This is a genomic window from Ancylobacter sp. IITR112, from assembly GCF_041415945.1.
Classification (GTDB): Bacteria; Pseudomonadota; Alphaproteobacteria; order Rhizobiales; family Xanthobacteraceae; genus Ancylobacter.
Genome location: NZ_JBGCUS010000001.1, coordinates 3327662 through 3340344 on the forward strand (window position 1 = coordinate 3327662; position 12683 = coordinate 3340344).

Sequence of the window (12683 nt, forward strand, 5' to 3'; positions counted from 1 at the left end):
CCCCCGCTACGGCGGGGGCTTCCCCTTCGAAGGTGGCCATGAAGGTAAAAATCGAACGCATCACAGAGGTTGGTCGCCTAGCCGATCAGGTTGAAGGCGCAGACGGTCGTCTCCTGGCGCAGTCGCTCAATCGCGAAATGTCGAAGGAGCGCACCGCGATCCGCCGTTCGATCGCCGGAGCGACGGGCGCCCCTTATGGCCGTGTCGCTGCGGTGGTGCGGAGCAAGTCCGCTTCCTCCGGTGGCCTCTCATATCGCATCGAAGCGACAGACGAATTTCTCCCGCTTGCCGTCTTCGGTGCGCGCGAGGTGCGCAAGGGCGTCAGTGCTTCGCCCTGGAAGGTGCGCCGCGTATTCCCCGGCGCCTTCATGAAGGGCGGCGCTCCCGGCGCCCGTGTTGAAGCTTCGGCGCTTGGCGGTCAGGTGTACCGCCGCAAGGGCAAGGCCCGCCTGCCAATCGTCAAATTGTGGGGCCCGAATATCCCCCGCGAGATGACCAGAGAAGATGGCGCACCGATCGCCATCTGGCACACAGTCGTCGCCAATCTGCCGGCGCGCCTTGTCGCCGAGATCAAGCGCCGGTGTACGGTCGGAAGGTAGCCGATGCGGTTCACTCGGTTCGAAGCACTTGCCTCTGGCGCCGTCGACCGGGAGTTCGGCGAGCGCGTCCGCGTTGAGCCGCAGCGCGCAAGCGGAGAGTTCTCGCACGGCGGCCCGGACCCGGACCGCACCGCGTTCGAGACCACCGCCGTTGTTGACCTGACCCCAGTCCTGCCGACTACCGAACGTGCCGCGGCGCACCCGACCACTGTCCCCAGCGAAACGGTGCACGTGAGTTTCGCCACCTCGGCGCTTCCGATCTTGCCCCGTCAGGGCGACATCATCGTCGCCTTGGAAAGGGACGGCCGCACCTTCCTTGTCGCCGTCACCGAGCCGGACGGAATGGGTCGCGTCCTGTGTCGCTGCCGGGGTGCGAGGAAGCCGTGAACGTTGGCGGGTCCTTCCTGAGGGGCCTGGGCCGCGGGTTCGCCGCCCCCGAAATATCCCTCATTCCACACGATTTTTGTGGGGTTCAGCAGTGCAGTCCGACGATGAAGTGACCATTGCCGTGCTCGCCGACACGCTCGGTCTATCGGAGCGGCGCGCCTATGACCTCGTGAAGGCGGCAGTGATCCCGAAGGCCCGGAAGGGTCGCTACATCCTCCGGGATGCCGTTCGGGCCTACTGCACCCATCTCCGTGACAGTGCCGCCCTGCGTGGTGGCGACGACGCCACGACGGCCGCACGGCGCCGCGAGGCGGAAGCCCGCGCCGAGAAGGTCGAACTTCAGAACGCGAAGACGCGCCGCGAGCTGGTGCCCGCGGCAGATGTTGAGCGCGTGTGGACCGGCATCCTTCGCGACGTTCGTGCCCGGATGCTCGCGGTCCCCTCCCGTGTCCGGTCCCGGATCGGTCATTTGACCCCGGCGGACGCTGCCGCGATCGAGGCTGAGGTGCGCGACGCGCTTCAAGGTGCCGTCGATGCTTCCTCTTCTTGAACGCCGCGCCCGCGCCGCACTCGTCCCGCCGCCGCGCCTGCCGCTGTCGGAGTGGATCGAGAAAAACGTCGTCCTGCCGCCGGACGTGTCCGCACTTCCGGGCCCGGTGCGGCTCTACCCCTTCCAGCGCAGCATCGCCGACGCCATGACAGACCCGAGCGTCGAGCGGGTGACGCTCGTCAAATCGGTGCGCCTCGGCTTTACCACCCTGATTTCCGCCGCCCTGGCATCGTTTGTCACGAACGAGCCCGCTCCGATCCTCGCGCTTCTGCCAACCGAGAGCGACGCGCGTGACTACATGGTGTCTGACCTCGAGCCCATTTTCGACGCTAGCGCCGCGCTTGCCGGCCTTCTCTCTCCGGACGGAGACCGCAACACCCTCCTGTCGCGCCGCTTCCCCGGCGGTTCCTTGAAGCTGGTCGCGGCCAAGTCGCCGAGGAACCTGCGTCGACACAATGCGCGCATCCTCCTGGTGGATGAGGCCGATGCCATGCTGCCGGGCGCCGAGGGGTCGCCGATCGCGCTCGCGGAAAAGCGCACGCTCTCGTTCCCCAACCGCAAGATCATCATCGGCTCAACGCCGACCGATGAGGACACCTCAAACGTGCTGCGCTCCTACGGAGAGAGCGACAAGCGTGTTTATGAGGTGCCGTGCCCGCATTGCGGTCATCGTTTCGAACTCCTCTGGTGCCATATCCAGTGGCCCGAAGGCGCACCCGAGAAAGCGCACGCCGCCTGTCCGGCGAATGGTTGCGTGATCGAAGAGCGGGAAAAGTCGGCAATGGTCGCGGCCGGCGGCTGGCGAGCGACGGCGCCCGAGGTGCAGGGCCATGCCGGCTTCCGGCTCAACGCCCTTGTCTCGCTCCTGCCTAACGCTTCTTGGGGCAAGCTCGCCGCGGAATTCCTGGCCGCGAAGGACGACGCGGACCTCCTTCGGGTCTTCGCGAATACGATCCTAGCCGAAGGCTGGCGCGAGGCGGCGGACGCCGTTGACGAGAGCGCACTGGCGAGCCGCGTAGAGCCGTTCAGCCTAAACGCCATCCCTGCCGAGGTGCTTGCCATCACGGTCGGCGTCGACGTGCAAGACGACCGCCTAGAATGCACCTTTGTCGGTTGGACCCGCGACGACGCCGCCCTGGTGCTTGACCATGCCATTGTCTGGGGTTCCTCCCAGGATGACAGCACGTGGGCCGAGTTAGACGAGATGTTGCGTTCGACGTGGAAGCATCCCCACGGCGGCCGCTTGAAGATTGACGCTGCCGTGGTCGACAGCGGCGACGGGGGCATCACCGAGAAGGTCTATTCGTTCTGCTTCCCCCGCCTGTCGCGCCGCATCTGGGCTGGCAAGGGTGTCTCTGGACCCCGCCAAGCCTTCCAGATGTCGAAATCACCTGTCAGGGGCGGGCGCCTGTTTCTTGTCGGTGTCGACGGCATCAAGGCGACCCTGTTCGATCGCCTGAAGCGCGGCGCCCAGCTTCGCTTTTCTGCCGGGCTGGATCCCGCCTATTTCGCCCAGCTCGCCAGCGAGCGCCGCGTCGTCCGGTACGTCAAAGGCCAGCCTGTCCGCCGTTTCGAGCGCATCCCCGGCGCTCGAGCGGAGACCCTCGACTGCCTCGTCTACGCCTTCGCCGCCCGGCGAGGCGTCCCCCTCAATTTCGATCAGCGCGAGGACGAGCTGCGTGGCGCTCCCGCCGCCCCGCGGCAGGCTCGCGTCATTCCCCCTTCATTCCCCCGGAGATGAGACCATGGCCATGATTACCCTTAAGCGCGCCGTCGAATTCGACGGCAAGACCTTCTCGTCGATCGACATCGACGAGCCGACTGTCGGCGGCATCGAAGCCTATGAGAAGGCCAAGGCGGAGGGCGCAACCGAGCTTGGCGCCACTGTCGCCATGCTCGCGGTAGACACGGGGTGGCCCGAGGGCGCCCTGCGCAAGGTTCGCGCCTCTGACCTGGCCACCATCTCGGGGGCGATGGCGCCTTTTTTGGCCGCTCCCGCGAATGGCGCCATTGGCGCCTGATCGCGGCGGACATCATGCACATGCTTCACCTCCCGCTCGATACGCTTCGGCGCGAGAGATGGAGCGATTTCCTGGCCTGGCACGCCCAAGCCGCCCGCATCGCCAAGGTGCGGGCCATGTGACTAAGGAGGCCCTCCCATGGCCCGTTCTGAGACCGCTTCCCTTATTGTCTCGCTGATCGACAAGGTAACGGTTCCGGCCCGCAAAGCCGCCGCCTCGATCCGAGGCATCGGCGCGGCTGCAAAGCTTGTCGACGGGACCATGGCGGGGCGCCTGTCGGCCTCTCTCGAGGCGAATAGCCGCCACCTCGACGTATTGCGCGGCCGCATGGTGGAGGCCACCGCGACGGCGTGGGCGCTTCAGCGCGCCCTCGCCGCTCCGATCCAGTCGGCCATGGCCTTTGAGAGCGCCATGGCCGATGTAACCAAAGTTGTCGACTTTGACGGAGCGGCCGGCCTCGCCGCATTCAAAAAGGACCTTTTGGACCTTTCGGCCCGGCTCCCTGTCGCCGTCACTGGCCTGGCAGAAATCGCGGCAGCCGCCGGACAGGCCGGCATCGCGGGCGCCGAACTCGCCAAGTTTACCGAGGGCGCCGCTAAGATCGGCGTGGCGTTCGATATCTCGGCGGGCGCGGCGGGCGACGCCATGGCGAAGCTGCGCACCGGGCTCGGCTACTCCACCGATGAGACGTTCCGCCTGGCCGATGCGATGAACGAGCTGTCGAACCGGCAGGCCTCGAGCGCATCCGACGTTCTCGACTTCACCACGCGCGTCGGTGCCCAGGCGAAGATGTTCGGATTTGCGGCTGAGCAGGCCGCAGCGTTCGGTTCTGCCATGATCAGCGCGGGCGCCGCTCCCGAAGTTGCCGCCACCTCCTTCAACAACATGGGGCGGGCTCTCACCAAGGGAGCCGCCGCGACCAAGGCGCAGCGCAGCGCGTTCAAGGCCCTTGGCCTGGACGCCGTGGCCGTGTCCAAGGCCATGCAGAAAGACGCGAGCGGCACCACGCTCAAGGTCATGGATCGGATAGCGAAGCTACCCGCGCATCAGCGGGCTTCGATCGTCTCGCAGTTGTTCGGAGATGAAGCGCGCGCGCTCGGGCCGCTCCTCACCAATCTTGACCTACTGCGCCAGTCGCTCGGTATCGTCGCGGACGAGACGCAGTACGCCGGATCGGCGAGCCGGGAATATGAGGCTCGGTCAAAGACCACCGCGAACGCGCTTCAGCTCTTTCGAAACCAGATCGAGCGCTTATCCATCTCGATCGGGAGCGCGCTGCTACCCGCCCTTTCCAGCATCACCGAGTCGCTGGCGCCGTTCGTGGACCGGCTCGCCGAGATGGCGGCGCAATATCCCCGCCTCACCGCCGCCGTTGTCGGGACCACAGCCGCCCTAGTTGCCTTCCGCGTTGCTTCGATCGCCGCCGCCTTTGCCGCTGCCACGTTGCGCGGTGGAGCGCTCGCCGCCGCCCTGGTCGGCGTCCGTGGCCTTGGCGCCGCCGCCGCAGTCGCTACGCTGGCGCTCGCCCCCTTCCGTGCCGCACTGACTGGCGCTCGATCGGCAATGCTCGGCTTTGCCCTCGCCGCCCGCATCGGCGGCATCGGCACTGCCCTGTCGGTGCTTGGCTCGTCCGTCTTGGCCATGGTCAACCCCATGAACCTCGCCGCCGTTGCAGTGCGCACTCTCGGCACCGCCCTGCGCGTCGCCTTCATCGGCTCCGGTGTCGGCGCCATCATCGCCGGCATCGCGGCGGCAGGCGCCTTCATCTACGAAAACTGGAATGGCCTGGGCGAAATGTTCTCCTCCTTCGGCAAGTCCTTCATGGATGCGCTGGGTCCGGCCAGGCCGGCGGTGGAAGGCTTCGCCTCCGCGGTCTCCGCGATATGGGACAAGGTCACGGGCCTCCTTGGCCCGATTGACGAGACCGGCGCCAAGTGGCGGGCATGGGGCGAGACGCTCGGGGCGATTGCCGGCGGTGGCGTCGCATCGTTGATTGCCGGCATCGATCGTGTTGCGGGCGCGATCCGCTCGGTTGTCGAATGGGCACGGGCCGGAGCCCAGGCCCTAGGAAGCTTCTTCGGCATGGGCAACGCAGCGAGCCCGGCCGGGCCGTCTTCCGCGTCCGGCGCTGCTTCCTATGCCCCGAGCGGCGGCGCGGCTCCGGCCCCTGTCCCTGCCCCCGCAATCGACGGGGCGCGGGCGCGCGGGGGGCCGGTGCGTGCGGGCGGCACCTATCTCGTTGGCGAGGAAGGTCCGGAGATTTTCAGCCCGAGGCAGTCCGGCGAGATTATTTCCAACGACGCGTTGGGCGCTCGGTCGGGCAACTCCAACCGTTCCAGTCCCGCAGGTGCCACTCAGTCGCCGAGCCGCGACGCAAGCGCACCCGTCACGCTAGCGCCCGTGTTCCACATCGCCGGCAGCAACGCCGACGAGATCGTCGAGAAGGTCATGGCTCGCCTCGAGCGCCTTTCCCAAGAGGCGGCGCGCGGGGTCTTTGGAGACTATGGCCTCGATCCGGCGTGAGAGATTGTTAGAGGACAAGCATGTAAAGCATTGAAAATCAGTCTTCGCGCCCATTGTAAATAAACAATCGCTAGGAAAGTAAATACAACTTTCTACAATCACTCATTTTTGCCTAGTATCGACTATCGCAAAGATAGGAGACGAAAATGAATTCATGTATTTCGATTAACAAAGCTCTGACCGACCTATTCAGCCGCTACGGAGTTGCCGTTGAGTTGCGCACCCATCTCGAACTTGAGCTTGAGAGGGCGAAAGACGACCTGGAGCGCCTCATAGAAGAACGCGACGAACTCCTGGCACGGATTGTTGAGGCGAGGCCAGAGGAGCGCGGGGGGAGCGCGGCCATCACTCGGATCGGTGCCGGCCCTGCCTCTTGAGGGCAATCAATCCCGGATGGGTGTCGCAGGCCCCTGGCGCCGAGCGAGAGCTTCGCACCGTCATCAGCAACTTGGCCCGCCGCGGAGACGCGGCGGGCAATCCACATCATGCGAGCCGTCTGTCGAGCACAGAGCGTTCAGGCAGGCTGTATAGGGTCGCCACTTCGCACTCGATCAATGAATGCCGCCCAATCGTCCACATTTTCCTGCGCTTCTCGAGGGCATCGCCGCGTCAATGGGCTACGCTCCGAATCGGAGCGGGCAGGCGCGCCGGGTTGAGTTTCTTTGAGATATTTTCGGGCAAGCCCTGCCGAGGTGCGGACCCGGTGAGGACCGAGCCCAGGAATCAAAAGGGCCGCTTTTCAGCGGCCCTTTCAAGTATTTGATATCTCTATCAAATTTTGGTTGCGGGGGCAGGATTTGAACCTGCGGCCTTCAGGTTATGAGCCTGACGAGCTACCGGGCTGCTCCACCCCGCGTCAGGGACGCGCAAGTCGCCATGGCGTCTTGCCGATGGCGGCTATCTAGCAATCCGCATGGCCAAATGAAAGGGGGCCGGGCTATCTTTTTGTCACGGGAACGTCGCGTCGCGGCGTCATATGCAGCTAACCCTTTGTACCTGAAAGGCGATTCATGCCGGAGAAGGTTTCGGACATCTCGACCGCCGCGGTGGATAGTCCGACCGCGCCGCCGCCCGGCCCGCCCTCGCGGCTGGCGGTGGCGTTCGGCGCCGCCTATGCCGAGGCCCGCGACGCGCTGGCGCTGCGCGATCCCGAAGCGGCGGTGCATGGGGTGCGCAAGGGCTTCAAGCGGCTGCGGGCGCTGCTGCGGCTGGCCGGCGCCGCGCCGGAGCGCGAAGTGGCCCAGCGCGCCCGCGCCGCCCGCCGCTCGCTGGCTGCGACCGCGCGCCATCTCGCCCAGGCCCGCGATGCCGCCGCGCGCGAGGACGCGCTGGACGATCTCGTCGCCAAGGCCGGCCTGACAAAAGCCAGCCGCCGCGCCGCCGGCCGCGCCTTCGCCCCGCCGCCCGCCCGCACATCCCATCAGGCGCGCGAGGGCGGCGTCGGCGACCATGGCGCCACGCTGGAGGCGGAAATGGCCGCGCTCGCCGCCGCCCTGCCGCAGCTCGGCGACGCCCTGGACGACGACGCGCTGGTCGCGGCGCTGGCCGCCTCCTATGCCAGCGGCCGGCGCGCCGGGCGGCGGGTCGATCCGGCCGACGAGGAGAGCCTGCACGAACTGCGCAAGGAGGTGATCACCCTGCGCTACCAGATGGAACTGGTCGTCTTCGCCTGGCCGGCGCTCGGCCAGTTCTGGGTCGACGAATTGCAGCGGCTGCGCGACAAGCTCGGCAAGCATCACGATCTCGCCGTGCTGCGCGCCCGCGCCGAGGCGCATCCGGTGCGCGCCGACGGGCGCCCGGCCTGGCGGGCGGAACTGCTCGCTGCCATCGAGGCCCGGCAGGCCAAGCTCGCCGCCTCCGCCCTGCTGCTGCACGCCCGCCTGTTCGCGGAGCGCCCAAAGGCCTTTCGCCGCCGGCTGTCCGCCTATATGTCTGCTGTATCCGACAGGAAATAACGCCGCGCAGACCCCGCGCCGCGCCACACCGGAAAGCGCCCATGTTCGTGCGGCAGATGCACTATCTCGTCGCCCTCGCCCGCGAAGAACATTTCGGCCGCGCCGCCGAGGCCTGCCATGTCACCCAGCCCACCCTCTCGGCCGGGCTGCGCAAGCTGGAGCAGGAGCTCGGTGTGCCGCTGGTGGTTCGCGGCCATCGCTTTCTCGGCTTCACCGCGGAAGGCGAGCGGGTGCTTGGCTGGGCCCGGCAGATCGTCGCCGATTATGAAAGCCTGAAGCAGGAAAAGGCGGAAACCGGCAGCCCGATCACCGGCACGCTGCGCGTCGGCGCCATTCCCGCCGCGACCGCCGCCGCGCCGGCACTGCTCGCCCCCTTCCGCACCCGGCATCCCGGCGTGACGGTGCAGATGCTCACCCTGTCCTCCGCCGCCATCCAGCGCGGGCTGGACGCGATGGAGCTCGACGCCGGCATCACCTATCTCGACAATGAGCCGTTGAACCGCGTGCGCCGCCTGCCGCTCTATCGTGAGCACTACGTGTTCATCACCCGGCCGGACGAGCCGCTGGCGCGGCGGCGCAGCCTGAGCTGGGCGGAAGCGGCGGCGCAGCCCTTGTGCCTGCTCACCCCCGACATGCAGAACCGTCGCATCATCGACCAGGTAATGGCAGAGGCCGGCATCCGCTCCGCCCCGGCGGTGGAGACCAATTCCTTCATGGGCGTGTGGTCCTTCGTGCGCGGCGGGCCGTGGAACAGCATCGTGCCCGAGGCGAGTTTCCGCGGGCTGGGCGAGGGCACCGATCTCGCCGCGCTGCCGCTGGTCGATCCCGTGCATGTGCAGCCGATCGGGCTGGTGCTGGCCGAGCGCGATCCGCTCAGCCCGGTGGCCGGCGCGCTCTACAAGCTGGCGCAGGGTCTCGGCCGCGACGGCGTACTTGAGAAACTCTTCAACTAGAGCACGCGCCGATCAGCTTGCATCGCAAGCTGATCGGATAACGCGTTCTCTATCTTGGAGTTAGAGGGCGATTTACCGATCAGATTGGTTCAATCTGATCGGATCGCGCTCTAGCGGAACCTTCATTTCCGCCGTCTATCAATTGTTCACCCCTTTCAATTTGAAGCGTGCCGGCGGGCGGGCCAGTGTCGGCGGGCCGGCAAGCAACGGGCGGCCGCCCGCCAGCCCCGGCATGAAGGACGACCGCCGCGCCCGCACCGGCAGACCCGGCCGCGGGCGGCCCTGCAGATCATGATGAGCCGGCCCGCCGGCACGCAGGCTCTGCCGCGTCACGCGGCGGAAACGTCCCCGCTCAACCCCTGCGAGGAGATGGCCCGATGGCGAAGGTTCTGTGCGTTCTCTACGATGATCCGATCGACGGCTACCCCACCACCTATGCCCGCGACGACCTGCCGAAGATCGACCACTATCCCGGCGGCCAGACCCTGCCGACGCCCAAGGCGATCGACTTCCAGCCCGGCACCATGCTGGGCAGCGTCTCCGGCGAGCTGGGCCTGCGCAAATATCTCGAATCCAACGGCCACACGCTGGTGGTGACCTCCGACAAGGACGGGCCGGACTCGGTGTTCGAGCGCGAGCTGGTCGATGCCGACATCGTCATTTCCCAGCCCTTCTGGCCGGCCTATCTCACGCCCGAGCGCTTCGCCAAGGCGAAGAATCTGAAGCTGGCGCTGACCGCCGGCATCGGCTCCGATCATGTCGATCTTCAGTCGGCTATTGACCGTGGCGTCACCGTTGCGGAAGTCACCTATTGCAACTCGATCAGCGTCGCCGAGCATGTGGTGATGATGATCCTCGGCCTGGTGCGCAACTATCTTCCCGCGCATGACTGGGCGCGCAAGGGCGGCTGGAACATAGCCGACTGTGTGAAGCACTCCTACGACCTCGAAGCCATGAGCGTCGGCACGGTCGCCGCCGGCCGCATCGGCCTCGCCGTGCTGCGCCGGCTGGCGCCCTTCGATGTGAAGCTGCACTACACCGACCGTCACCGCCTGCCGGAATCGGTCGAGAAGGAGTTGAACCTCACCTGGCACGACAGCCCGGCCGACATGTACCCGCATTGCGACGTGGTCACGCTGAACTGCCCGCTGCATCCCGAGACCGAGCATATGGTCAATGAAGAGACGCTGAAGCTGTTCAAGCGCGGCGCCTATATCGTCAACACCGCCCGCGGCAAGCTGTGCGACCGCGACGCCATCGCCCGCGCGCTGGAGAACGGCACCCTTGCCGGCTATGCCGGCGATGTGTGGTTCCCGCAGCCGGCTCCGGCCGATCACCCCTGGCGCACCATGGCGTGGAACGGCATGACGCCGCACATGTCCGGCACCTCGCTCACCGCCCAGACCCGCTATGCCGCCGGCACGCGGGAAATCCTCGAATGCTTCTTCGAGGGCCGGCCGATCCGCGACGAATATCTCATTGTCCAGGGCGGCAACCTCGCCGGGGTCGGCGCGCATTCCTATTCCAAGGGCAATGCCACCGGCGGCTCGGAAGAAGCGGCGAAGTTCAAGAAGGCAGTCTGATCGTCCGCCCGGCCGTTCGCCTCCGCGAAGGGTGGCCGGCCCCTCCCCAGACAACGTCACCTATCGCCGCCCGATCTTTGGTCGGGCGGCTTTTTTTGTCTGGCTATGTCCGCCTTGGGCCATGTGCCGGCCGGTGTGGCGGCCGATGGGGACGGTGTGCGGGGCGGGGATGGCGACGCCTGGCCCGTCCTGCCGTGCTGCGGCCGGCTGGCGCGCCGGACAGAGATTGCGGGACAGGGCTGCACGAGGGAGCGCGCGCATCGAGATCCGCCGCGCGTTCGGGGTCACGGGCTGGGCGGCGCGCGCAGGCGGCCGGAACATGTCTCCGGCTCTGCGCTCCGCTTTTTTAGCCGACTTCGTGTTTGCCGGAGCTTGACCCGCCGCCGGGCTGGCTTGCCGTCCTGACCCGGCGGGTCGCCTCCTTTGGTCCGGCAGGACGGGCTCCGCCCGGCCGCCTGCGCCGCGCGACCCGGGGCCGGGCCCGGGTCGGTCGGGGCGCCGCGATTGCCGATCATCGCTGGTCGAGGGGCAGCGTGACGTTGCCCCCTGAATGCCCTCGTTCATAACCAGAATCCGTTCTGGTTGTGGTCCTGCCTGGACCGGGCTGCGAACTCGTTTGGGGTAAGGCCGCCGAGGCTCGTGTGAGGCCGGTGGCCGTTGTAGTCGATCCGCCAAGCTTCGATGATCCGACGTGCCATCGGCAAGCCCTGGAACAGGTGCTCGTTCAGACATTCGTCGCGGAAGCGGCCGTTCAGGCTCTCGACGAAGGCGTTCTGAACCGGCTTGCCGGGAGCGATGTAGTGCCACTCGACACCTGTGTCCTGCTGCCAACGCAGGACCGCGTGCGAGGTCAGTTCGGTGCCGTTGTCGCTGACGACCATGAGCGGCTTGCCACGACGTTGGATGATGGCGTCCAGCTCCCGTACGACCCGGTGGCTCGACAGCGACGTGTCGGCCACGAGCGCCAGGCACTCCCGGGTGAAGTCGTCGACGATCACCAGCACGCGGAACCGGCGTCCGTCCGCGAGCACATCGGAGACGAAGTCCAGGCTCCATCGCTGGTTGGGTGCCTGCGGCAAGGTCATCGGCGCTCGCGTGCCAAGCGCTCGCTTGCGTCCGCCGCGACGGCGCACCGACAGCCGCTCCTCGCGGTAGAGCCTGAAGAGCTTCTTGTGGTTGATCTCCTTGCCCTCTCGCCGAAGCAGGATCAGCAGACGCCGATAGCCGAACCGCCGACGCAAGCTCGCCAGCTCACGAAGGCGCTGGCGGAGCGCGGTATCGTCGCCTCGCGTCGAGGCGTAGCGATAGGTCTTCGGCTCGATGCCGATGAGGCCGCACGCACGCCGCTGCGAGTAGCCCTTCTCCTCGATCGCCCAGGTCACGACCTTCCTCCGGGAACTGGGCGTCAGAAGTTTTTTCCAAGAGCCTCGCGGAGAGTGGCTACGTCGAGCATCGACTCGGCCAGAAGCTTCTTCAGCTTCCGGTTTTCCTCCTCGAGCGCCTTAAGGTTGCGGGCGTCGGACACCTCCATCCCGCCGTACTTCGTGCGCCACGTGTAGAAGGTCGCGTCGCTGATCCCGTGCTTCCGGCAGAGGTCCACGACCGGGATTCCGGCCTGGTGCTCCTTCAGGATCCCGATGATCTGTTCCTCGCTGAACCGGCTCTTGCGCATCGTCCGTCTCCTCTCGACGGATCCTAGCTTCTGAGCGGGGTCATTTCAGGGGGCAACGTCATTCCCGGACGCGCTCGGGAGCGGGCGAGGGGCAACGTGCCAACGCGGTGTGCCGTCACACGGCGCTGTCATGCGCGGCATCCGGGCGGCTATACGCAAAACCCCGCCACTGATTTCTCAATGGCGGGGTTTTGTTTGGGCTGTGAAGAAGCTTTTGCTGTGCTTTGCAGGCCTGGCAGCGACCTACTCTCCCAGGTCTTGAGACATAGTACCATCGGCGCTGAGGAGTTTAACGGCCGAGTTCGGGATGGGATCGGGTTGGGGCTCCTCGCAATGGCCACCAGGCCGGCGAAGCACAGCATTTGCGAAGCAAGGACCCTTCCGGATCGGCGCGTTGGCGCCTGGTCTTTGGATTGCTTTGATCCTGATGGGATGGCCAT

At 66.7% G+C, this 12683-nt stretch carries 11 protein-coding genes, 1 tRNA gene and 1 rRNA gene; 10 read left to right on the top strand and 3 right to left on the bottom strand.

The features are described 5' to 3' along the window. The first annotated feature begins 32 nt into the window (after window positions 1-32). The 7 genes from AAC979_RS15835 (at window position 33) to AAC979_RS15865 (ending at window position 6457) form a co-directional block, all read left to right on the top strand. Window positions 33-599, top strand: coding sequence for a hypothetical protein (locus AAC979_RS15835; RefSeq protein WP_371347832.1), 567 nt, complete (start codon window positions 33-35; stop codon window positions 597-599). A gap of 3 nt (window positions 600-602) precedes the next feature. Then, the gene (locus AAC979_RS15840) at window positions 603-986 is read left to right on the top strand and encodes a hypothetical protein (RefSeq protein WP_371347833.1); all 384 of its coding nucleotides are present in this window, start codon (window positions 603-605) and stop codon (window positions 984-986) included. 91 nt (window positions 987-1077) lie between these two features. Next, window positions 1078-1536: a hypothetical protein gene (locus AAC979_RS15845; RefSeq protein WP_371347834.1), complete on the top strand. Its 459-nt coding sequence runs from the start codon at window positions 1078-1080 to the stop codon at window positions 1534-1536. Beyond that, entirely contained in the window at window positions 1520-3277 is a 1758-nt protein-coding gene (locus tag AAC979_RS15850) for a phage terminase large subunit family protein (protein ID WP_371347836.1), read from the top strand. The genes AAC979_RS15845 and AAC979_RS15850 overlap by 17 nt, the downstream gene beginning before the upstream one ends. A gap of 4 nt (window positions 3278-3281) precedes the next feature. Then, window positions 3282-3557, top strand: a complete 276-nt coding sequence (locus AAC979_RS15855; RefSeq protein WP_371347837.1) for a phage tail assembly protein — start codon at window positions 3282-3284, stop codon at window positions 3555-3557. Window positions 3558-3695: 138 nt separating this feature from the next. Next, window positions 3696-6080, top strand: a complete 2385-nt coding sequence (locus tag AAC979_RS15860) for a phage tail tape measure protein (RefSeq protein ID WP_371347838.1) — start codon at window positions 3696-3698, stop codon at window positions 6078-6080. Between the two features lie 146 nt (window positions 6081-6226). Next, window positions 6227-6457 (top strand): hypothetical protein, encoded by a 231-nt coding sequence (locus AAC979_RS15865; protein WP_371347839.1) that lies wholly within the window; start codon window positions 6227-6229, stop codon window positions 6455-6457. Window positions 6458-6859: 402 nt separating this feature from the next. Here the strand turns inward: AAC979_RS15865 and AAC979_RS15870 are convergent. Then, window positions 6860-6936: transfer RNA gene (locus AAC979_RS15870), tRNA-Met, on the bottom strand. Between the two features lie 154 nt (window positions 6937-7090). Between AAC979_RS15870 and AAC979_RS15875 the strand changes: the two genes are divergently transcribed. The 3 genes from AAC979_RS15875 (at window position 7091) to AAC979_RS15885 (ending at window position 10571) form a co-directional block, all read left to right on the top strand. Then, window positions 7091-8035 carry a CHAD domain-containing protein gene (locus AAC979_RS15875; RefSeq protein WP_371347840.1) on the top strand — a complete coding sequence of 315 codons (945 nt, stop codon included), beginning with the start codon at window positions 7091-7093 and terminating at the stop codon, window positions 8033-8035. Window positions 8036-8076: 41 nt separating this feature from the next. Continuing rightward, on the top strand, window positions 8077-8988 hold the full coding sequence (locus AAC979_RS15880; RefSeq protein WP_371347841.1) for a LysR family transcriptional regulator: 912 nt from the start codon (window positions 8077-8079) through the stop codon (window positions 8986-8988). 377 nt (window positions 8989-9365) lie between these two features. Beyond that, complete coding sequence (locus tag AAC979_RS15885; RefSeq protein ID WP_371347842.1) at window positions 9366-10571, top strand: NAD-dependent formate dehydrogenase; 1206 nt, start codon at window positions 9366-9368, stop codon at window positions 10569-10571. Window positions 10572-11131: 560 nt separating this feature from the next. On the opposite strand, the gene AAC979_RS15890 is transcribed toward AAC979_RS15885, so the two are convergent. Continuing rightward, window positions 11132-12243, bottom strand: a protein-coding gene (locus tag AAC979_RS15890; RefSeq protein ID WP_371346076.1) for an IS3 family transposase whose coding sequence is annotated in 2 segments (ribosomal slippage) — window positions 11132-11988 and window positions 11988-12243 — 1113 coding nt in all. Because the reading frame shifts where the segments join, the coding sequence is not laid out codon by codon here. Between the two features lie 230 nt (window positions 12244-12473). Next, a 5S ribosomal RNA gene (gene rrf / locus AAC979_RS15895) occupies window positions 12474-12588 on the bottom strand. Window positions 12589-12683 lie beyond the last annotated feature (95 nt).